We start from the raw sequence: 20,372 nt of genomic DNA on the forward strand, positions 1-20,372 counted from the left end.
CGCGTCGCCCGTTGTGCTCTACCCTCGCACCTGCGGTGTCCAGAGGTAGGAGCCTGATATGCAACTCACTCAGTCATCTGGTCCAGTGACCGTCCTCGATTCCAAGGCATTGGAACGGGCACTGACGAGAATTTGTTACGAAATCGTCGAGCGCAACGAGGGGCTTGACCAGTTGGAAATCGTCGGAATTCGCACCCGCGGTGCGTATCTTGCGCGGCGCATGGCAACCAAGCTGTCTTCCCTCAGCGATGTCGACGTTCCTGTCAGCGAGCTCGATATCACCTTGTATCGAGACGATCTCGACCCCAATGAGTACCGCGAACGCCCGAAAAACCCGGTGCTTTCGGACAATAACGTCCCCACAAACCTGGCTGGTAAGACCGTCGTGCTTGTAGACGACGTGCTGTTTACCGGTCGTACCGTCCGGGCGGCCCTTGATGCCTTGGTCGATACCGGACGTCCCAGCTGTGTTCTGCTGGCGGTCATGGTTGATCGCGGTCACCGAGAGCTTCCGGTCCGTGCTGATTTCGTGGGTAAAAACATCCCCACCTCATTGGGTGAAGCCGTGGACGTTCACGTCACCGAAGTCGATGGCGAAGATGCCGTCACCATCCGGAAGGTGGCCTCCCGATGAGCACTGAGGTTACTGAAGAGTTCCATGCCGACCACACCGGACGTCACTTTTTATCGGTCGAGGACATGTCCAATGATGACGTCATGCGGATCATTGATCGTGGCCGGCAATTCAAGGTCGGTGACACTCCGCGTGTGGAGCCCGGGCATGTCGCCATCAACATGTTTTTCGAGAACTCCACCCGAACGATGACCAGCTTCCAGATGGCTGAGCACCGTCTCGGTATGAAGATCCTTGACTTCGATCCGGGCCACTCCAGCGTCACCAAGGGCGAGAGCCTCTACGACTCAGTGCGCACCGTCGATGCTATTGGCGCTGAAGTTGCCGTCATACGCCACTCCAACAACCACTACTACGATTACCTGTTGGCGACCGGGATGCTCGGCTTGTCAGTGGTTAATGGTGGTGACGGATCCGGTCAGCATCCCAGTCAGTGCATGCTCGACCTTATGACCATCGCTGAGGAGTTCGGCCACGTCGATGGTCTAACGGTTGCGATCAGCGGCGATATCGCTCACTCGCGAGTAGCCCGTTCTGATGCTCAGATCCTTGCCCGGCTTGGGGCCAATGTCGTCTTTACCGGACCCCGCGAATGGATGGACCACGACGTCACCCGGCTTGGCACGATGGCGACTCTCGACGAGGTCATTGCTGATGTCGACGTCGCGATGATGCTACGCGTCCAGCACGAGAGATTCGACGCTGGCCCGGACTTCTCTGCAACTGATTACCTGCAAGCGTTTGGGCTCACCGACGAGCGTGCAGAGCGGATGAAGCCCCAGGCGATCATCATGCATCCGGCTCCGGTAAACCGGGGATGTGAAATTTCCGGTCACCTCGTAGAGGCCCCCTCATCTCGTATCTTTGAGCAGATGGGGAACGGAGTCATGGTGCGAATGGCCATTCTGGAACAGGTGTTGCAAAACAGGGAGACAAAGTGAGTCGACGGGTCCTCCTTACCGGGTTGACCATGCTGGTGGGAGCCACTCCGGTTCCCTCCCAGCTCCTCATCCGCGATGAGCGGATCGAGGCCATTTCACGAGGGCGATCCAACGCCCTCGACGGGGCCGATGCCGAGGTCATCGATCTTGACGGGGCCCTGGTGACTCCCGGAATGGTGGACCTGCACGTTCATTTGCGTGAGCCGGGTCAGGAGCATAAGGAGACCATCGCCTCGGGCACTGCCGCAGCTGCCCGAGGCGGCTGGACGACTATCTGTGCGATGCCTAATACTGTTCCTGACCCCCATAGCCCCGAGCTCATGGCCGACCTCAACCGGAGGATTGAGGAGTCGGCTTTGGTACGGGTGTTGCCCATCGCCCCCATTACTGTTGGGCTGACGAGCAATGACCTTGTTGACGTTAAAGCCTTGACGCGGGCCGGGGCAGTGGCCTTCTCTAATGACGGCAAGGGGGTGCAGCTGGCCGGAGTCATGTACGACGCGATGCGGTCAGCGGCCGCGGTCGGCCGTCCTATTGCTGCTCACGCCGAGGACGAGTCCCTGGTGCGGGGCGGGGTCATCAACGACGGACGTCGGGCTAGGGAACTCGGCTTGCCCCCCATGACTCGTCTCACCGAAACCGTGCAAGTGGCCCGCGACGTCATGATCGCTGAGGCGACTGGCACCCACTACCACCTATGCCACGCCTCGACCCGGCAGTCGATTCGCACCTTGCGCCGAGGCCGCGAGGACGGTGCGAACGTCACTGGTGAGGCCGCTCCACATCATCTGCTGCTGGCCGACGATGACATCGCCGACGACAACGGGTTCTACAAGATGAACCCGCCGCTGCGCACCCGCGAGGACATCGACGCTATGGTCGAGGGTCTGTGTGACGGAACTTTAACCTGTATCGCCACCGATAACGCCCCGCATGCGGCTGAGGAAAAAGCATGTTCCTTCCGCAATGCCGCTTTTGGGGTCATCACTAACGAGCACACCTTCGCCCTGCTGTACACCAACTTTGTGCTTGACCGGCGTTTCCGGCTTGACCAGCTTGTCGACTGGCTCACCGTCGGACCGGCAGAGACCTTCGGAATGTCGGAGGCCGGTCGGCTGCGCGTGGGAGGACCGGCCGATCTGGCCGCCTTCGATTTGCACACCGAGACGACGATTATCCCTGAAGACGGTGCCGGAATGGGGCGCAACACTCCCTTCGCTGGTCGTGCTGTCCTCGGTGACTGCGTGCTGACGATGGTCGGTGGCCGGACGGTCCACCGTCGTGGCCGGCCGATAGGTGAGACTGACCACTACGAGATGGGAGACCCGCAATGAGCAGACACACCCTGTTGCTCGCCGACGGGACGAGCTACCGGGGGGAGGCTTTTGGGGCCGACCGAGAGGTGAGCGCCGAGGTCGTCTTCACCACCGGCATGACCGGCTACCAGGAAACTTTGACCGACCAGTCCTACAACGGACAAATCGTCACCTTCACTTACCCCCTCATTGGTAACTGTGGAATCAACCGCGACGATATGGAGTCGTTGTTCCCGACGACCGCCGGGGTCATTTGCCGCGAGGTGCCGCGACTGGCTAGTAACTGGCGCAACCGGCGTAGCCTCGACGAGTTTCTCACCACCCACGGCATTCCCGCTCTGGCTGGGATCGATACTCGTGCCTTGGTGCGTCGATTGCGCACTGAGGGAGTTATGAAAGGTGCGCTGTTGGGCCCTGACGCTGATCTCGACGCCGAGCTGGAGAAGTTGCGCGACACTCACCTGCCTACCGACCAGATCGTCCAGGTGTCCACCCGCACCGCCTACCCGTCGCCTTTGGGCGGGCGCAGTGTGGTGCTCTTCGATTTCGGTCTTAAGCACTCCATCTTGCGAGAGTTGAGCAGGCGAGGCTGTGCCGTGACCGTTGTGCCGTGGAACATCTCGGCTGACCGGGTACATGCCCTGGCGCCTGACGGCATCATGCTGTCTAACGGCCCCGGAGATCCGAAGTCGATCCCAGGGGTACAAGATGTGGTGCGAGAACTGCAGGAGGAGTACCCGGTCTTCGGCATCTGCATGGGCCACCAGATCTTCGCTCTGGCTAACGGCGCCGATACCTATAAGCTGCCTTTCGGCCACCGCGGCTTCAACCACCCGGTCCGCGAGTTGTCGACCGGCCGAATCGATTTCACCAGCCAGAACCACGGTTACGCCGTCGATCCTGAATCGGTAGTCGGCACCGAGTTGGAGATCACCCATATTGAGATTAATGACGAGACCGTCATGGGTGTGCGCCATACCCGACTCGGTTCCTTCTCGGTGCAGTACCATCCCGACGCCGCCGCCGGACCTCACGATGCCGCGCACGTCTTCGACGACTTCGTCGCTCTCATGGACGCCAATCACATTGGAGACCAGAACTAATGCCCCGCCGTACTGACCTGCACCGCATTCTCGTCATTGGATCCGGGCCGATCCTCATCGGTCAGGCTGCCGAGTTCGACTACGCCGGCACCCAGGCTTGTCTGGCACTCAAGGAGGAGGGGTACGAGGTCATCCTCGTCAACTCCAACCCAGCCACGATCATGACCGACCGTGACATTGCCGACAAGGTCTACATTGAGCCGATCACCCTCGAGTTCGTCTCCGCAATTTTACGCCGGGAGCGCCCCGACGCCATCGTCCCCACCCTGGGTGGCCAGACTGGCCTTAACATGGCCACTGAATTGGCCAAGTTCGGGATACTTGACGAACTTGGTATCGAGTTACTCGGCACCAAGCTCTCAGCCATCGAGAAGGCTGAAGACCGTGAACTGTTCAAGCAGCTTATGGACGAGCTGGGTCAGCCGGTTCCGGCCTCCGAGATTGTTCACACCATTGGTGAGGCAGTTGAGGTCGGGAACACCATTGGGTACCCGCTCATCGTCCGTCCCGCATATACCCTCGGCGGCACTGGCGGCGGTATGTGCCACGATGAGGCCGAACTCGTACGCATCGTCGGTAAGGGGTTAGAGCTGTCTCCGGTTACCGAGTGCCTGGTCGAGCAGTCGATCGCCGGGTACAAGGAGATCGAGTACGAGATGATGCGCGACGGCGCTGACAACACCATGGTGGTCTGCACCATGGAGAACTTCGATCCGGTCGGAGTTCACACCGGCGACTCCATTGTCTTTGCTCCTACCCAGACCCTCACCGACGTCGAGCACGAGATGTTGCGTGATGCGTCGATTGAGATCGTCCGGGCGCTTGGGATCGAGGGAGGCTGCAATGTCCAGCTTGCGCTCGATCCGAATTCCTTCCAGTACTACGTCATCGAGGTCAATCCGCGAGTCTCGCGCTCCTCAGCGCTGGCCTCGAAAGCCACCGGCTACCCGATTGCCAAGATCGCCGCCAAGATCGCCGTCGGATTGACCCTTGACGAGATTCGTAACCCCGTCACCGGGACGACGTGGGCGATGTTTGAGCCGATGCTCGACTACGTCGTCGCTAAAATCCCACGCTGGCCTTTTGACAAGTTCGCTCGGGCTGATCGGCGCCTAGGCACTCAGATGAAGGCGACAGGTGAGGTCATGGCCCTAGGCCGCACCATCGAGGAATCCTTACTCAAGGCGGTGCGCTCCTTGGAGATCGGCGTCGATCATCTGACTCTTCGTGAGGTCGCCGATCTACCCGACGACATCCTTGAGGAACGGTTGCTGCATGCCCGCGATGACCGTCTGTTTTGCCTGGCTGACGCGATCCGACGCGGACGCACGGTGCACGAGCTGCATGAGCAGACCAGTATTGACGTGTTCTTCCTCGACAAAATCGCCCACATCCTTGAAATTGAGGAGAGGTTACAGGCCTGTCCCGACGACCTTGAGGCGCTTTGGATTGCCAAGCGCAATGGCTTCTCCGACCCGGCCATTGCACGGATCTGGGGCAAGAGTCCTGACGAAGTACGGGCTCGTCGCGTCGAGAACGGGATTGTACCGGTGTACAAGATGGTCGATACCTGTGCTGGTGAGTTCGACTCTTCAACCCCCTACTTCTACTCGACCTACGAAATGGAGAATGAGTCGGAAAAATCGCAGCGTCCCAGCGTTCTCGTATTGGGTTCTGGGCCGATTCGCATTGGTCAGGGAATCGAGTTCGACTACGCCACCGTGCACTCCGTCAAGGCTATTCAGGCTGCCGGGTACGAGGCCATCATCATGAACTCGAATCCGGAGACGGTATCGACCGATTTCTCCATCTCTGACAAACTGTATTTTGAGCCGCTGACCTTTGAAGACGTCATGAACGTCATCGACCTCGAGCAGCCCGACGGTGTCATCGTCCAGTTCGGTGGTCAGACGGCGATCAACTTGGCCGGACCACTCTCGGCAGCCGGGGTGCCGATCCTAGGAACCCAGCTGGCTGATCTTGACCGTGCCGAAGACCGGGAAGGGTTCGAGTCTCTGCTCGTCGAATTGGGTATTCCGCAAGCTCCAGGTGGTACGGCACGGTCCCCCGAGGAGGCCCTTGCGGTCGCCGAAGAGCTCGGGTACCCAGTGTTGGTGCGTCCTTCCTATGTCATCGGTGGTCGCGCCATGGCCATTGTCGCTAGTGCCGAGGAACTCAAGCGGTACATGCGCGATGCTGTGCACGCCAGTCCCGATAAGCCGGTGCTGGTGGATCGCTACCTCAATGGTCTGGAATGTGAGGTCGACGCGATCTGTGACGGCACTGACGTCCTGATCCCCGGCATCATGGAACACATCGAGCGCGCAGGTGTGCACTCTGGTGACTCGATGGCCGTATATCCGCCGCAGCGGATGAGCCAGCAGGTTGCCGACCGGATCGTTGAGGTGACGACGAAGTTGGCCCGAGGTCTTAACACCAAGGGCATCCTCAACATCCAGTTCGTCATTGCCCATGATCCGGTGACCGGTGAGGAGACGGTCTACGTCATTGAGGCTAATCCGAGAGCCTCGCGTACCGTGCCTTTCCTGTCGAAGGTGACCGGGGTGTCGATGGCTGAAGTGGCCACCCGAATCATCCTCGGCGGGACCCTAGCCGACCTGGGACTGCAGCCTGGCCTGTTGCCGGTCTCGAAGCGCATCCACGTCAAGTCCCCGGTATTCAGTTTTTCCAAGCTCGATCTTGTCGATTCCCACCTTGGCCCGGAGATGAAGTCGACCGGTGAGGTCATGGGGTCCGACGACACCGTAGAAAAAGCGCTGTACAAGGTGTTTGACGCAGCGGGCCTACACGTTCCTGAATACGGTAAAATCCTCATCACGGTGGACGATGGCGCCAAGCCGGAGGCACTTCGGTTGGCCCGACGCTTCGATCGGATAGGGTTCCAGCTCGTGGGAACGATGGGTACCGCTCGCTTCTTTGACGAGGGTGGTTTGCGTATCGATGTTGCTGAGAAGATTGGGGCAGGGGAGGCTGGATCGACGGAGTCTGTCCTGGACCTTATTAGCCGCAACGGTTGCGATGCTGTCATCAATGTCATGGGCAATGGCCAGGACACCATCATCGATGGTAAGCAGATTCGTCGCGAAGCTATCGCCCGTGGCATCCCGCTTTTCACCTCCTTAGACACCGCTGCGGCGATTTGCCGGGTCATGGAGTCACGGGTCTTTTCTACGGAGTCGATCTGATGGGCAAGGCGACGGGGCTTCGTCGTGGTCCCCAAATGATGCGGCTTGCCGACCGTCATGAGATTGCCGTCGGGGTGTACTCGGTGCGGCTCATCCCTGAGGGGCCCATGCCTCATGTTGTACCAGGAACTTTTCTTGATCTGCTGCCCGGTGGCGTGCACGTGCTGCGCCGGCCACTGTCCATCGCCGACGCCGATGATGAGGGATACACCCTTATCTTTCGAGTAGTAGGGAAGGGAACCGACAAGCTTTCGGTGGAGCCGATCGGAGCTGAGATTGACGTTTTAGGTCCACTCGGTCGCGGGTTCGACCTTGACGCTGTGCAGCCCGGTGGACGAGCTCTGCTTATTGGTGGGGGAGTCGGAATCCCGCCGCTGTACTTGTTGGGACGGCGACTTGTTGACCGTGGCGTCCAGGTGCAGTTCCGACTGGGGTTCCGTGACCGAAGCGACATTTTTTGGACTGATCGCTTCGGCCAGCTCGGTGAGGTTCTCGTCTCTACCGATGACGGGTCGGTTGGGACGCGGGGGACCGTCGCTCAGATCGCCGAGACTGACGAGGCTCGTCGCTTTGTCCCTGACGTCGTGCAAGCCTGCGGGCCTCTCCCGATGCTGAGATGGGTGAAGTCTGCGCTGGCTCCGACCGTGCCTACCCAGCTATCGCTGGAAGAGAGAATGGCTTGCGGTGTGGGCGCGTGTTACGCCTGCGTTGTCGGTGATGCCCGTGACCCCGATCACCAGTTCCGGGTGTGTTTCGACGGTCCCGTGCTCGCGGCCGAGGAGGTTCTGTTGTGACTAGATTGGCCGTGTCGCTTCCGGGGCTGGACCTTAAGAACCCGATCATGCCCGCCAGCGGGTGTTTTGGTTTCGGGGCCGAATATGCGCAGTACTACGACTTGTCGGTGCTGGGGTCGATCATGGTCAAGGCGACCACCCTCGAGCCCCGCCGTGGCAATCCGGTCGTTAGAGTGGCCGAGACTCCAGGTGGCATGCTCAACGCTATCGGTCTGCAAAATCCTGGCCTCGACGTCGTCATGGCCGAGAAGTTACCTTGGTTAGCCAGGCATTTCCCGGACCTGCCTATCATCGCAAACGTTGCCGGGTACACCACCGAGGACTATGTCAGGGTCTGCGAGGTCATCTCGCGGGCCCCCAATGTGGCGGCTCTGGAAATAAACATCTCCTGTCCCAATGTTAAGCGTGGCGGAATTACTTTCGGCACCAATGGGAGTGCAGCCCATGATCTGACACAGGCCGTCGTTGCAGCCGCTAGTGTGCCGGTTTACGTCAAGTTGTCGCCCAATGTCACTGACATTACTGAGATCGCGTGTGCGGTCGCCGACGCCGGTGCCGACGGTTTAACCCTCATCAACACTCTCACCGGAATGAGGATTAACCTGGCACGACGGACACCCGTTATTGCCAACGCCACTGGTGGTTTGTCTGGACCAGCCGTTCTGCCCATCGCGGTGAAGATGATCGACGCTGTCACCCGGGCCGTTGACATCCCCGTCATCGGCATGGGTGGTGTGACGACGAGCGCCGACGCCCTCGAACTCATGATGGCTGGGGCTTCGGCAGTTGGTGTTGGGACCGCTAACTTCACCGATCCACTGGCCTGCCCCAAGATTATCAACGGCCTTGAGCCGCTTATGGACGACCTAGGCATTGCCAGCCTTGAGGACCTTCGGGCTCAGGTTCGGCAGTCTCGCTGATCCAGCCACCGTTTAAGGAGTTATATGGACACCACCCGCCCAATCATCGCTCTCGACCTTCCTAGCGGCGAGGCAGCTCTTGACTTCGTCGGTCGATTCGACGGGGAGAGTCTTTTCGTCAAGGTAGGCATGGAATTGTTCTACGCGGCTGGGCCGAGCGTAGTCGCCAGCCTTAAGGAGGCCGGGCACGACGTCTTCTGCGATCTCAAGCTTCACGACATCCCCAATACCGTCAAGGGTGCTGCTTCGAGTCTCTCCAAGCTGGGCGCAGACCTACTTACCGTGCACGCAGCCGGTGGCAGAGCCATGATGGAGGCTTCGCTCGAGGGCCTGGGAGACGCCGCCGAGACCACTCGTGTCATTGCCATCACCCAGCTCACCTCCACCTCCCCCGAGGCGTTGAAAACCGAGCAGCTAGTGGAGGCGCCGCTTGTCGAGTCGGTGCGTAACTACGCCAAGCTTGCCCAGGCCGCCGGACTGTCTGGCGTCGTCTGCTCGGCTCACGAGGCCGCCGATATCGCTTCGGTAACCGGTCCAGACTTCCTACGCGTCACCCCGGGGATTCGTCCGGCAGGGGCGGCGGTAGGGGATCAGGCCAGGGTCGCCACTCCGGGTAACGCCGCTGCGATGGGCTCCTCGGCGATTGTGGTGGGGCGTCCCATTACTAAGGCTGACGACCCGGTAGCCGCCTACCACGCCATTCGCGATGACTGGAATGCCGGGCGGAAAGCCTGATGACAACACAACTCGGAGGAAGACCACTATGACCCTGACTAATAATGAGACCGCCCGCGAGTTCGCTGAGCGCCTGCTCGCCATTGGGGCCGTCTCGCTGTCTCCGGATGTCCCGTTCACCTGGGCATCCGGGCTGCACTCGCCCATCTACTGCGACAACCGGGTGACCCTCTCGGATCCGCAGACCCGTGATCTCATTGCTGATGGGTTGGCTTCACTTGTTCGCACCAACTTCCATCAGGTCGACGTCGTGGCCGGTACTGCTACGGCTGGCATCGCCCATGCCGCTCTTGCCGCTGATCGACTTGGCGCACCCATGGCCTATGTGCGTTCTGCTCCAAAGGATCATGGGCGAGGCAACCAGATTGAGGGGCGTATCCCAGCTCGGTCCCAGGTCGTCATGGTCGAGGACCTCATCTCCACAGGCGGCTCGGTGCTCAAGGCTGCCGAGGCGGTAAAGGGCGAGGGATCGACGGTGGTCGGTGTCCTCGCTCTCTTCTCCTACGAACTGGAGAAGGGCCACTGCGCCTTCGAGAAAGCCGGGCTGCCGCTGTACACCTTGTCGAACTATCCGACTCTGATCGAGGTGGCTGCCGAGTCCGGGCGGATCACACCTGAGCAGCAGACCACTTTGGCGACGTGGTCGTCGGATCCGCAGGCCTGGTCCGACGCACACTGATGAGCGCGCTGGCGTTCTTGACCCGCTGACGGAGTCTTGTTGTATCTGGGCGACGATCACCAGGTTTGCGCCGAGCACATAGAACCTTGGTGGTTGTGCTCCGATTCGCTCGTTATGGGACCACGGAGACAGGTAAGTGACCGCGACACTGGATCACACCCACCGTCGGGCGATCGCGAGGGTCTGGTCAACGTATCCGCCGCCGAAGAGCCAGCAATGCACGATGAGCATATGAAGTTGGTGCAGTCCGATTCGATCCTGCCAGCCGTCAGCCAGCGGCGATTCCTCGTTGTAGGCTTCCCGGATTCGCTCGGTAAAGGGAGTGCCGAATACTGATAGGGCTGCGAGGTCCTCCTCGGCGTGGCCTCCTTGAGCGGCAGGGTCAATGAGGACGACACCGTCGGCGGTCCACATGAGGTTGCCAGTCCACATGTCCCCATGGGTTCTGGCTGCCGCATCGGTCACCAAGGCTGGTTGGTCATGGTCGAGATCCCCGCTGGCCAATCGGTCGACTAGCCTCGACATGATTGCTCGGGCGTCGGCGTCGAGGCTGTCCATATAAGGTTCAATGCGGTACTGGGCATAGAACTCTCCCCACGAGGAGATTGGCTCGGAGGGCAATGGCAGGGGAGCACGACCGATATACCCACCGTCGGGAGCAAACCCGTCAGGTGCCGCTCCCAAGTGCGAGGCCCCGGTTGCGTGGGTGTGAGCCAGTCGGCGGCCAAACTCCTCGGCTGCCTCGCGGGTGGGACGTACCGTGGACAATTCGGGTTCGGTGAGCCATCCCTTACCATGGTCGAGAACTTTGACGATTGCGGCCCCAGCTGGCTCAGCAGCAGCGAGCCACGCTAGCCCGGCGACCTCGTAGTCAATGGCGTTTCTGCGGTGGTCGGTCTTGCGAAAGGTCATGGATCCCACGGTAGACGCGTAGGATGCAGCCGAAACTACCTTGTCTATCAGAACGGAGTCTTGTGTCCGCCGATGATCACCTCATGACAGTCCATCTGGTGTCGATGGGCTGTGCCCGCAACGATGTCGACTCCGAGGAACTCGCGGCCCGAATGGAGGCTGGCGGGTTCCGTCTCGTTGATGACCCTGCCGAGGCGGAGACCGTCGTCGTCAATACCTGTGGCTTCATCGAGCAGGCCAAGAAGGACTCCGTCGATACCTTGCTGGCTGCCGCTGATCTCAAGGGGAGTGGCACTACGACCTCAGTCGTTGCGGTCGGGTGCATGGCCGAACGTTACGGGCGTGAGCTAGCGGAGTCTCTGCCTGAGGCCGATGCGGTGCTGGGATTCGATGATTACGACGACATCGCGGTCCGGTTGCGAACCATCTTGGACGGCGGATCGCTTGAGGCCCACGTGCCCCGTGACCGACGTGCCCTGTTGCCTATTAGCCCGGTCGATCGACCGATCGCACGCGCCGGGGTTTCTGTTCCGGGCCACGGCACGGCCCCTGACCTTCCGGCCTCCATGGCTCCGGCGTCCGGTCCCCGAGCCACCCGGCGACGGCTCGGGACAGGGCCCAGCGCGCCGCTTAAGATGGCCTCGGGTTGTGACCGTCGTTGTGCGTTCTGTGCCATCCCTCGTTTCCGTGGCTCTTACCTTTCTCGCCCGATCGCAGAGATCGTCGAGGAGGCTCGTTGGTTGGTAGACCACGGCGTCAGGGAGGTATTCCTCGTCAGTGAGAATTCCAGCTCTTACGGTAAAGATCTGGGAGATCTCAGACTGTTAGAGAAGTTGCTCGTCAGCCTTGACCAGGTTGACGGTCTGGAATGGATCCGGGTGTCTTATTTGCAGCCAGCCGAGCTGCGACCGGGGCTTATCGACATGATGCTGGCCACAGATAAGGTCGTGCCCTATTTCGATCTGTCCTTCCAACACGCGTCGGGACCGTTGCTGCGTCGGATGCGTCGATTTGGTGACGCCGAGTCCTTTTTAAACATCATCGATTCCATCCGTTCTCGCTGCCCAGAGGCCGGTTTGAGGTCGAACTTCATTACTGGTTTTCCTGGCGAGACAGACGAGGACGTCGCGGTTTTGGTTGATTTTTTGCAGCGCGCCCGCCTCGATGTTGCCGGCATCTTTGCCTACTCCGATGAGGAGGGCACTGAGGGAGCCAGGCTCGATGGACACGTAGACGAGGACGTTGTTGCTGCTCGCCGCGAAGATCTCGCTGATCTGATCGACGAACTCGTTTCCCAGCGTGCCGAGGACCGGATTGGCACCCGGGGGCGGGTTATGGTCGAGGAGGTCGATGAGGCCGTTATCGGCAGGGCCGAGCATCAGGGGCCTGAAGTCGATGGCGTCGTCACCCTGGTTGACGCACCCGCGGTTAGCGTGGGGGACATCGTCGAGGTTGAGTTCGTCGGTTCTGACGGTGTTGATCTCGTCGCGCGGCCTACGAATGTCTAAGCGTCGCGATTCGTCCCTCGGCCTCAGCGCGCTGACAAAGGATGATCAATCCGAGTTCTTTTCCGGGCGGCGAGTCGCATGAGACGTCGTCACGCGAGATACTGAATCTATGGCCACGAAGAAGGACCGTCCCAGCAGCATCAACGTTCCCAATGCGCTGACCCTGCTGAGAGTTATTGCGGTTCCCGTCTTCGGATGGATGCTGTTAGCCCATGATCATGAAGGTGGCTGGCGGACGGCCACGACGATCGTCTTCATGGTGGCGATCCTTACCGACTTCGTCGATGGCAAGGTCGCTCGTAAGTACAACCTTGTCACCAACTTCGGCAAGATCGGCGATTCGATTGCTGATAAGGCACTGACCGGCATGGCCTTCATTGGCCTTTCGGTCATCGGCGAGTTTCCATGGTGGATGACGGTCATCATCTTGTTGCGTGAATGGGGCATCACCGTCATGCGGATGAAGATGCTCAAGTATGAGGTGATGGCGGCTAACAAGGGCGGCAAACTCAAGACGGCCATGCAGGCCCTGGCGATCACGCTGTTCTGCCTTGGCCTATGGCGCATGCCTACCTTTGTCTACGTCATGGCGTGGGCGGTCATGATCGTTGCCTTCGTCCTCACAGTGGCCACCGGTCTGGTGTACGTCCGCGACGCCATTCAAATTCGTAACCGCGAAACAATGACCGAGTCCGGGTCGGCCCGAAAGCGTACGCGCAGGTGACTGGCAATGAAGGAGCCCGTCGGCTCATTGACGTGCTGTCTGAGCACGGACTGACGGCAGCGACCTGCGAATCTCTGACGGCAGGTCTTGTTGCCGCGACGATTACCACTGTGCCGGGGGCATCAACGGTATTTCGTGGTGGTCTGGTTACGTATGCTAGCGAGCTCAAATCCGCCCTGGCAGGGGTTGACGCACAGTGGATAGCGGAGCATGGTGTGGTCAACTCCATCACCGCTGCCCAGATGGCTATGGGCTGTCGCAAGGTTTGCGGCGCTGACGTCGGAATGGCGTGTACCGGAGTTGCTGGGCCTGATCCCCAGGACGGCGAGCAGGCTGGGACTGTGTTTATCGCGGTGGCCTATCGCGGGGAACCGGCCGTTAAGCGGCTTCAACTTGGAGGTTCGCGCGAGGAGATTCGTTGCGGCACAGTGGAGCGTCTTCTCAGTTTGGGATGTGAGGCTGTCCTCGGCTGGGAAGGTTGAAGACGCGGAGATCAAGAAAAAGTGAATAATTTCGCCGTGTGGGGAATGTTTCACCGGGGTAGCGCGTTGTCATGGATGAACCACTTAGGAGGAGACGCCCATGAAATCAACTCTGTTGCGTGAAGTGCTCGGCGAGTCTCTGCGGGAGCAGAGGTTCGCACAGGGTCGAACCCTGCGTGAGGTGTCTTCTGCCGCACGCGTGTCTCTTGGTTACCTGTCAGAAGTGGAGCGAGGCCAGAAGGAAGCTTCCAGCGAGCTTATCTTGGCCATCTGCACTGCTCTGAACCTTCCCCAGTCTGACCTCATGCGCATCATCAGCGACAAGATGCTCAAGAACGAGGGCACCACTGAACACCGCATCACCGTTGCGGCTTGAACACACCGAGCTTGTGACGTTCCCGGTCCCGTTGGGGCCGGGAACGTCTATGTTGAGGACAAGTACCGGCCACAGCTAGTGAGCGCTGGCGATAGTTGAGGGGTAGTTAGTCGAGGGGCGCGTGGACAATTCGAATCGCGATGCCAAGCGCGCGTAGCCGGGTTAGTTCTTCGGGGTCGGCAGAATCGTCAGTGATGAGGAGGTCGACGTCCTTGGCCTCAGCCAGCTTGGCGAGGGTGACTCGACCGATCTTCGACCCGTCGACAGCCGCAATAATGCGTGCAGCTCGTTTGATCATGGTGTGGTTGGTAGCTGCCTCGATGCCGTCGTGGGTCGTCAGACCTCCCTCGGCGCTCATGCCGTCGCATCCGACGATGGCTGTTCCAACATTGACCTGCTTGAAGGTGGATTCGGCTAAGGAGCCGACGAGTTCAAGGGAGGATGGGCGCAGTACCCCGCCAGTAATCAGGACCCTCTGCTGGCCCTGACTAGCGGCCTCAAGGGCAATGCTTACAGAGTTTGTAATGAGGGTCAGGTCGTGACGATGATGCAGGGCCCGGACGATTTCGGTCGTCGTGGTTCCACCGGTCAGACCAATGGCGTGACGACCGATCGGCAGCTCGGAAGCTACGGCGTGGGCAATGGCTTCCTTGGCACGACGACGGCGACCGTCCCGTAGATTGACGGGTAGCTCAGCGCCAGTTCCGGCGCGTCGCGCAGTTCCGTGTGAGCGAATGAGCAGGCCCTGCTCGGCCAAGGAAACGACATCGCGCCGGATAGTGGCCGCGCTGGCCCCCAACGCTGATGTCATATCGCGAAGAGGGACCTCGTCACGGTCCCGCAGCATAGCGAGAATGGCCACCATGCGATCGTTGCGGCGAGAAGACGTCGAATGGGTGTCCGATGGCATTATCCCCTCCCAGTTCGCTTGACGAGTTCGCGTGGCGTGATGAGCGTCCCTGCAGTTATGTTGATCTTATCGTGCTGCTCGCAGCGATGGAGTCAGGGTGCGACATGATTGACGCCGCCCCTGGCCCAGCGTGTGTCGCTGGTACTACGTCGGTTCGGGATGGGCGGGGTTCGGTCGCATGCAAGCGCATAGGCTTGAACTATGACACAGACCCAATTGTGGACACGACTAGCTGAGGCGCTTGGTGACGGCTACTGCCGCATCTGGGCCGCGCAGCAGGCGGTTCCGGGTCTCGACTCCCGGACAGTGCAGGAAGCGTTGGCCGATGGAGTCGATGCTAAGACGATCTGGCGGGCGTGTTGGGAAACCTTAGAGCTGTCCGATTCTTTGCGGTGATCTGGAGGTGCCGCGGGCGTCGACAGCGACATGGTGGCGGGGCCGAACAGCAGTGGAACAAAACCGGAACATGGTGTGCTCAATAGTTGTCGGTGGCATTTGGGAAGGTTGTCCACAGCTGAGCGGACGGGTACGTCGGCGAGTTATCCACAGGTACAACATTGCCTGACGAATTGTCCGACCCCGCTCCTACAGTTTGGGTGATGGCTCAGGGAAGCCGATGGGGTTCCCTCATCGCCACGTATGACCAACGCTGCGGCGGTGCCGCGCGTCAAATGGGGCGGGGGACCGCCTTCGAGGAAGGAACGACATGGCAGCGACCGCTGACCGCGAAAAGGCCCTTGCCACGGCCTTGCAGCAGATCGAGAAGCAGCACGGCAAGGGCTCTATCATGCGCCTTGGTGAGCAGGAGACCGTTAAGATCGCCGCTATCCCCACCGGATCGGTAGCCCTTGACGTCGCTTTGGGGGTCGGAGGCCTCCCGCGCGGCAGGATTGTTGAGATCTATGGCCCCGAGTCCTCCGGCAAGACGACGGTGGCTTTGCATGCCATCGCTAATGCTCAGGCTGAAGGTGGCATCTGTGCCTTCATCGACGCCGAGCACGCTCTCGACCCAGAATACGCACGCAAGCTTGGGGTCGATACAGATTCCCTGCTAGTAAGCCAGCCTGACAATGGTGAGCAGGCTCTTGAGATTGCCGACACTCTCGTTCGCTCGGGCGCCTTGGAGCTCGTCGTTGTGGACTCGGTGGCAGCTCTGACTCCGAAGGCCGAGATCGAGGGGGAGATGGGCGATTCCCATGTTGGCCTGCAGGCCCGTCTCATGAGCCAGGCTTTGCGCAAGATGACCGGAGCGCTGAATGCTGCCGGTACTACCGCTATCTTTATTAACCAGCTGCGCGAGAAGATCGGCGTCATGTTCGGTTCCCCAGAGACGACGACAGGTGGCCGCGCCCTCAAGTTCTACTCGTCCGTGCGCCTCGATGTGCGACGTATCGAGACTCTCAAGGACGGGTCAGAGATGGTCGGTAACCGCACTCGTGTCAAGGTCGTCAAGAACAAAGTCGCCCCACCTTTTAAGCAGGCAGAGTTTGACATTCTCTACGGACAGGGCATTTCTCGCGAAGGAAGCCTCATCGATATGGGCGTAGATTGCGGCATCATTACCAAGTCCGGTTCGTGGTTCAGCTACAACAATGAACAGTTGGGTCAGGGTAAGGAGAACGTCCGAAACTTCCTCAAGGGTAACCCGGATGTCGCCAATGAGATCGAAGACAAGATCCTGATCCACCTTGGCTTGCGGGAGGCGGAGGTTCCTGAGGGCGTCGATCCCCAGACCGGTGAGGTGGAATTCTGAATCGCCGAGGCCAGGGCCCGCAGCGGGAGTTGACTGACGACCAGTGGTACGAGGAGGCTCGAGAAATCTGCCTCAAGCGACTGGACCGTCGAGCCAACACTCGCAGTGAGCTTGCGGACGTCCTCGATTCCAAGGGGGTACCCGAACCCGTGCGTGAAGCGGTCCTCGATCGCCTCACTGAGGTGGGGCTTATTGACGACGCTGACTTCGCGAATCGCTGGGCAGCATCTCGACATGGGATGAGAGGGTTGTCTCGTAGAGCCGTGGCCGCTGAGTTGTCTCGTAAGGGGGTCGACTCTCGAATTATCGAGGATGCGACGTCTCAGATCAGCGACGCTGACGAACTTGACGCCGCCACAGAGCTGGCGATAACCAAACTGCGTGCCGGCCGTGACGTTGAAGAAGCTCGGTTGACCCGACGAGTCCTTGGGGCGCTGGCCCGTAAGGGATACGGCCCTCACATCGCATGGGCTGCTATTCGCGCGGCACGTGATGAGCTCGGCGAGGAGCCCCCCGAAGCCCCAACAACTGGGCTGTTCGACTAGAGTTGTACCGTTTACCCCTTGCGCGTGCCTGACGGTTCTTGTACCGGGCATGGTGAGGGCGACGATGCAGATTCGGGTCACGACGTGAGAGAGGACAGGGGCCATGCTCATCGCACTCTTCGCAGTGTCGGTGCTCGCAGCGGTAGCCATTATCGGCTGGCTGGCAGACCATCGAGCCATTGGCAGGAGGGTGGAGCGAGCGGAATCACAGCGCGACGCCAAGGACTCGGAGCTTTCTCGAGTTGAAGAGCGGTTGTCCCGGGCCAGTCAGGATCTCGTCGATAGTCGCAAGGATGTCGCTACGACTCGAGCGGAGCTTGAGTCTAGCCGCGCCCGAGTCTCCGATGAAGCTCGCCGTGCCGACCATGCCGATCAAGCCCGGCGTAGCGCCGAGGCCCTGTTAGAGATTAATCGCCGCTCCGTCGAAGAACTGACCGAACGCGATCGCCGGCTGCAAGAAGCGCGCCGCCATCTCGAAGAGGGGCTCGACAAGGTCGAGCAGGATCGGTTGGAGCTAGCCGAACGCAGTTCACAACTTGATGAGCGTGATGCCGAGCTCAATCAACAGCGTGGTCAGATCGTTACCGAACTGGAACGGATCGCCGAGATGTCCCTCGATGAAGCTCGTGATGAACTCGTTGAGCATCTGGGTAGGGAAGCTCGCGTCGTCGCCGAAAACAGTGCCCGTGCCATCGTCTCCGAGGTGACGGCGTCGGCTGAGGTCAAGGCTCGTCACATCGTGGCGGAGGTCATCCAGCGGTGTTCCTCTGAGATGGTTGCCGACACCGTCGTTAGCGTCGTGCCGCTGCCTAGCGACGAGATGAAAGGCCGAGTCATTGGTCGAGAGGGTCGCAATATTCGTACCTTTGAGCAGGTCACTGGAGTGACCGTCATCATTGATGACACCCCGGAGATCGTGCTAGTGAGTTGCTTCGACCCGATGCGACGCGAGGTGGCTCGTCAAGCTCTCACCGATTTGGTCGAGGATGGTCGTATTCACCCCACCAGTATCGAAAGGGCACACCAACGAGCAGTCGATCGCATCGAGGACATGTGTCTTGATGCTGCCGCTGACGCTCTATCGAAGGCAGGGATTGGCGATATTGATGATCGCCTGCTGCCGATCCTTGGCTCATTGAGATTCCGGACCTCCTATGGCCAGCAGGTACTAGATCACTGCGTCGAGTGCGCTCGGCTGGCAGCCAATTTGGCTGCCGAGATTGGGGCTGACGTCGAAACCTGTCGGCGGGCTGCATTTTTGCATGACCTCGGCAAGTCCCTCACCCCAGGTATTGAGGGAAGCAGCCATGCTGCTATTGGTGCCGAGCTAGCACGTCGTTACGGCGAATCAGAGGAGGTTATTCACGCCATTGCTGCCCACCACGACGAAATTGACCCGGTGAGCGTCACTGACTTCATCGTCAAGGCCGCGGACGCTATCTCTGCGGCCCGACCTGGGGCTCGGCGTGATTCCCTTGAAGCCCACGTTCGGCGGATGGACACCATCGAAGAAATAGCCACCAGCTTCTCCGGGGTCGAACGCGCCTTCGCGCTGCAGGCAGGGCGTGAGGTGCAGATTCTTGTCGACCCGGGCACTATCGACGATGTTCGTGCCTCACGCCTTGCCCGCCAGATCGCCCTAGCAATAGGGAAGCAGGTCACCGTTCCTGGAAGGACCCGGGTTACTGTGATCCGCTCGTTCCAGGCAGTAGAGACCGTCGGGGAGGCGTGAGTCCTCCTCTTGCGTCTTGGTCCATTCGAGCTCCTGCGAGTCAGGCGATGCCCCAGTGCAGTGTGGCGTCATCGCCGGGCTCCAGTCGAATGACATCACTGTGGGTCGGGCCCTCGTTAAATGCGTCTGGGCCGCAGGTCATCGGCTCGATGGCCAGACTGTGGCGGTCGTCTGGGGTGTAGATCTGTGCCCAGCCCATTGCGGCATCGCCCCATAACTCGTGGCTCCTCTCACCGCTGGAGACCCTGATACGCCATGCGGGTGATCCGACGGTTCCATCCCCCTCTACGGTGTAGGCGGTATCGAAGGTGCGCTGTCCAACCGTGGTACCGCTGAGCGTGTGGGTGTTATCCATCTCGCGCATCTGCACTGGGAGCAGCCGATCATCGACCTGTAGCCATGAGGTAAACGGGGCGTCGATCATCCAGTCATCGATCGCGCCACCCAGACAGAAGTAGGGGTGAGCCGCGTATCCAAAGGGCACCGCGGTCGTACCGACGTTGCGCGCGGTGACCTCGATAGCCAAACCGGTGTCGCTCAGGCGGTGGGTAAGGTGTACGTCGATGGTTCCAGGCCAACCAGGGCGAGCCATGATTCGGATTGCTTGAGTCACCGACGTGTCGGTGTGTTCCACCAAAGACCAGCGAGACCATGCCACTAGACCGTGGATGGCATTGTGGCGGTCGACCTCGCTTACGGCCAACTGCTGCTCGACTCCATTGAAGGTGTAGTGACCGTCACGGATGCGGTTGGGCCAGGGGAGAAGCTGCTGGCCTTGGGACGATGCCGGCGACTGATCAGCATTAAAGGATTTGACGACATCTACTCCGTCATGGCGAAGGCTGCGAAGGGTGGCACCCTGTTCTGTGACGATGGCCTGCCAAGGGCCATGGGAAATCTCATACTGGGTACCGGTGGGGAGGATGACGTCATTGATCATGGCGAAAGGGTAGCGCTGGGCGCTTTGTGGGCGCGAGTTTTTAAGCCCCCGGTACCTACGCATTCCCGATGGTGATGCTATTGTTCATAGAGTAACGATGACCAACGAAGGGGCTGGCAGCGTCGTCGCCCCCCTCGCCACGGCGAGGAGAAAGCAGGTGTA

Annotated in this window: 21 protein-coding genes; 17 read left to right on the forward strand and 4 right to left on the reverse strand. The window is 60.2% G+C overall.

Annotated features, from left to right (window positions below; all coding sequences use genetic code 11):
• Positions 1–58: 58 nt before the first annotated feature.
• Genes pyrR through pyrE form a run of 9 tightly spaced genes read left to right on the forward strand, consistent with a single transcriptional unit; the run spans position 59 to position 10,328 of the window.
• Complete coding sequence (gene pyrR / locus A5483_RS04875) at positions 59–634, forward strand: bifunctional pyr operon transcriptional regulator/uracil phosphoribosyltransferase PyrR (protein ID WP_002548419.1); 576 nt, start codon at positions 59–61, stop codon at positions 632–634.
• Positions 631–1,575 carry an aspartate carbamoyltransferase catalytic subunit gene (locus A5483_RS04880; RefSeq protein WP_002548897.1) on the forward strand — a complete coding sequence of 315 codons (945 nt, stop codon included), beginning with the start codon at positions 631–633 and terminating at the stop codon, positions 1,573–1,575. Before pyrR ends, A5483_RS04880 begins: the two co-directional genes overlap by 4 nt.
• Entirely contained in the window at positions 1,572–2,909 is a 1,338-nt protein-coding gene (locus A5483_RS04885; RefSeq protein ID WP_063811151.1) for a dihydroorotase, read from the forward strand. Before A5483_RS04880 ends, A5483_RS04885 begins: the two co-directional genes overlap by 4 nt.
• Positions 2,906–3,994: a carbamoyl phosphate synthase small subunit gene (locus A5483_RS04890; protein ID WP_002548762.1), complete on the forward strand. Its 1,089-nt coding sequence runs from the start codon at positions 2,906–2,908 to the stop codon at positions 3,992–3,994. The genes A5483_RS04885 and A5483_RS04890 overlap by 4 nt, the downstream gene beginning before the upstream one ends.
• Complete coding sequence (carB, locus tag A5483_RS04895; RefSeq protein ID WP_063811152.1) at positions 3,994–7,200, forward strand: carbamoyl-phosphate synthase large subunit; 3,207 nt, start codon at positions 3,994–3,996, stop codon at positions 7,198–7,200. Before A5483_RS04890 ends, carB begins: the two co-directional genes overlap by 1 nt.
• Positions 7,200–7,994, forward strand: a complete 795-nt coding sequence (locus A5483_RS04900) for a dihydroorotate dehydrogenase electron transfer subunit (RefSeq protein WP_042842612.1) — start codon at positions 7,200–7,202, stop codon at positions 7,992–7,994. The genes carB and A5483_RS04900 overlap by 1 nt, the downstream gene beginning before the upstream one ends.
• On the forward strand, positions 7,991–8,914 hold the full coding sequence (locus A5483_RS04905; protein ID WP_002548601.1) for a dihydroorotate dehydrogenase: 924 nt from the start codon (positions 7,991–7,993) through the stop codon (positions 8,912–8,914). Before A5483_RS04900 ends, A5483_RS04905 begins: the two co-directional genes overlap by 4 nt.
• 24 nt (positions 8,915–8,938) lie before the next feature.
• Entirely contained in the window at positions 8,939–9,649 is a 711-nt protein-coding gene (gene pyrF / locus A5483_RS04910) for an orotidine-5'-phosphate decarboxylase (protein WP_002548698.1), read from the forward strand.
• Between the two features lie 28 nt (positions 9,650–9,677).
• Entirely contained in the window at positions 9,678–10,328 is a 651-nt protein-coding gene (pyrE, locus tag A5483_RS04915) for an orotate phosphoribosyltransferase (RefSeq protein WP_002548430.1), read from the forward strand.
• A 153-nt stretch (positions 10,329–10,481) separates the two neighbouring features.
• Here the strand turns inward: pyrE and A5483_RS04920 are convergent, their stop codons facing one another.
• The gene (locus A5483_RS04920; RefSeq protein ID WP_063811153.1) at positions 10,482–11,288 is read right to left on the reverse strand and encodes a fructosamine kinase family protein; all 807 of its coding nucleotides are present in this window, start codon (positions 11,286–11,288) and stop codon (positions 10,482–10,484) included.
• Between the two features lie 35 nt (positions 11,289–11,323).
• On the opposite strand from A5483_RS04920, the gene rimO reads away from it, so the two are divergent.
• The 4 genes from rimO (at position 11,324) to A5483_RS04940 (ending at position 14,330) form a co-directional block, all read left to right on the forward strand.
• Positions 11,324–12,748 carry a 30S ribosomal protein S12 methylthiotransferase RimO gene (gene rimO, locus A5483_RS04925; protein WP_063811319.1) on the forward strand — a complete coding sequence of 475 codons (1,425 nt, stop codon included), beginning with the start codon at positions 11,324–11,326 and terminating at the stop codon, positions 12,746–12,748.
• 109 nt (positions 12,749–12,857) lie between these two features.
• Positions 12,858–13,472, forward strand: a complete 615-nt coding sequence (gene pgsA / locus A5483_RS04930) for a CDP-diacylglycerol--glycerol-3-phosphate 3-phosphatidyltransferase (protein WP_002548521.1) — start codon at positions 12,858–12,860, stop codon at positions 13,470–13,472.
• The gene (locus A5483_RS04935) at positions 13,469–13,954 is read left to right on the forward strand and encodes a CinA family protein (RefSeq protein ID WP_002548376.1); all 486 of its coding nucleotides are present in this window, start codon (positions 13,469–13,471) and stop codon (positions 13,952–13,954) included. Before pgsA ends, A5483_RS04935 begins: the two co-directional genes overlap by 4 nt.
• Positions 13,955–14,054: 100 nt before the next feature.
• Complete coding sequence (locus tag A5483_RS04940; protein ID WP_002549011.1) at positions 14,055–14,330, forward strand: helix-turn-helix domain-containing protein; 276 nt, start codon at positions 14,055–14,057, stop codon at positions 14,328–14,330.
• A 106-nt stretch (positions 14,331–14,436) separates the two neighbouring features.
• Here A5483_RS04940 and A5483_RS04945 read toward each other — a convergent pair whose 3' ends face one another.
• Positions 14,437–15,240, reverse strand: a complete 804-nt coding sequence (locus tag A5483_RS04945; RefSeq protein WP_002548426.1) for a DeoR/GlpR family DNA-binding transcription regulator — start codon at positions 15,238–15,240, stop codon at positions 14,437–14,439.
• A 201-nt stretch (positions 15,241–15,441) separates the two neighbouring features.
• On the opposite strand from A5483_RS04945, the gene A5483_RS04950 reads away from it, so the two are divergent.
• Complete coding sequence (locus A5483_RS04950; RefSeq protein WP_002548807.1) at positions 15,442–15,636, forward strand: DUF3046 domain-containing protein; 195 nt, start codon at positions 15,442–15,444, stop codon at positions 15,634–15,636.
• Here the strand turns inward: A5483_RS04950 and A5483_RS12605 are convergent.
• Entirely contained in the window at positions 15,610–15,795 is a 186-nt protein-coding gene (locus A5483_RS12605) for a hypothetical protein (protein WP_081474421.1), read from the reverse strand. The two genes, A5483_RS04950 and A5483_RS12605, sit on opposite strands and share 27 nt — an antisense overlap.
• Before the next feature lie 151 nt (positions 15,796–15,946).
• Here A5483_RS12605 and recA point away from each other — a divergent pair, with 151 nt between their 5' ends.
• From recA to rny, 3 genes are all read left to right on the forward strand, one after another.
• On the forward strand, positions 15,947–16,993 hold the full coding sequence (gene recA, locus A5483_RS04955) for a recombinase RecA (RefSeq protein WP_002548910.1): 1,047 nt from the start codon (positions 15,947–15,949) through the stop codon (positions 16,991–16,993).
• Between the two features lie 29 nt (positions 16,994–17,022).
• Positions 17,023–17,538, forward strand: coding sequence for a recombination regulator RecX (gene recX, locus A5483_RS04960; RefSeq protein WP_002548619.1), 516 nt, complete (start codon positions 17,023–17,025; stop codon positions 17,536–17,538).
• Positions 17,539–17,641: 103 nt separating this feature from the next.
• The gene (gene rny, locus A5483_RS04965) at positions 17,642–19,270 is read left to right on the forward strand and encodes a ribonuclease Y (RefSeq protein ID WP_063811154.1); all 1,629 of its coding nucleotides are present in this window, start codon (positions 17,642–17,644) and stop codon (positions 19,268–19,270) included.
• A gap of 40 nt (positions 19,271–19,310) precedes the next feature.
• Here the strand turns inward: rny and A5483_RS04970 are convergent, their stop codons facing one another.
• Positions 19,311–20,210: an aldose 1-epimerase family protein gene (locus tag A5483_RS04970; RefSeq protein ID WP_063811155.1), complete on the reverse strand. Its 900-nt coding sequence runs from the start codon at positions 20,208–20,210 to the stop codon at positions 19,311–19,313.
• Between the last annotated feature and the right edge of the window lie 162 nt (positions 20,211–20,372).

Source organism: Cutibacterium namnetense (assembly GCF_001642025.1).
GTDB classification, from domain to species: Bacteria; Actinomycetota; Actinomycetes; order Propionibacteriales; family Propionibacteriaceae; genus Cutibacterium; species Cutibacterium namnetense.

Bases quoted from the DNA above. Each gene is read 5' to 3' on its own strand.
- pyrE (WP_002548430.1), top strand. From the start codon at position 9,678: ATGACCCTGACTAATAATGAGACCGCCCGCGAGTTCGCTGAGCGCCTG.
- A5483_RS04945 (WP_002548426.1), bottom strand. From the start codon at position 15,240: ATGCCATCGGACACCCATTCGACGTCTTCTCGCCGCAACGATCGCATG.
- pyrF (WP_002548698.1), top strand. From the start codon at position 8,939: ATGGACACCACCCGCCCAATCATCGCTCTCGACCTTCCTAGCGGCGAG.
- pgsA (WP_002548521.1), top strand. From the start codon at position 12,858: ATGGCCACGAAGAAGGACCGTCCCAGCAGCATCAACGTTCCCAATGCG.
- rimO (WP_063811319.1), top strand. From the start codon at position 11,324: ATGACAGTCCATCTGGTGTCGATGGGCTGTGCCCGCAACGATGTCGAC.
- rny (WP_063811154.1), top strand. From the start codon at position 17,642: ATGCTCATCGCACTCTTCGCAGTGTCGGTGCTCGCAGCGGTAGCCATT.
- A5483_RS04900 (WP_042842612.1), top strand. From the start codon at position 7,200: ATGGGCAAGGCGACGGGGCTTCGTCGTGGTCCCCAAATGATGCGGCTT.
- recA (WP_002548910.1), top strand. From the start codon at position 15,947: ATGGCAGCGACCGCTGACCGCGAAAAGGCCCTTGCCACGGCCTTGCAG.
- carB (WP_063811152.1), top strand. From the start codon at position 3,994: ATGCCCCGCCGTACTGACCTGCACCGCATTCTCGTCATTGGATCCGGG.
- pyrR (WP_002548419.1), top strand. From the start codon at position 59: ATGCAACTCACTCAGTCATCTGGTCCAGTGACCGTCCTCGATTCCAAG.
- A5483_RS04880 (WP_002548897.1), top strand. From the start codon at position 631: ATGAGCACTGAGGTTACTGAAGAGTTCCATGCCGACCACACCGGACGT.
- A5483_RS04940 (WP_002549011.1), top strand. From the start codon at position 14,055: ATGAAATCAACTCTGTTGCGTGAAGTGCTCGGCGAGTCTCTGCGGGAG.
- A5483_RS04970 (WP_063811155.1), bottom strand. From the start codon at position 20,210: ATGATCAATGACGTCATCCTCCCCACCGGTACCCAGTATGAGATTTCC.
- A5483_RS04950 (WP_002548807.1), top strand. From the start codon at position 15,442: ATGACACAGACCCAATTGTGGACACGACTAGCTGAGGCGCTTGGTGAC.
- A5483_RS04890 (WP_002548762.1), top strand. From the start codon at position 2,906: ATGAGCAGACACACCCTGTTGCTCGCCGACGGGACGAGCTACCGGGGG.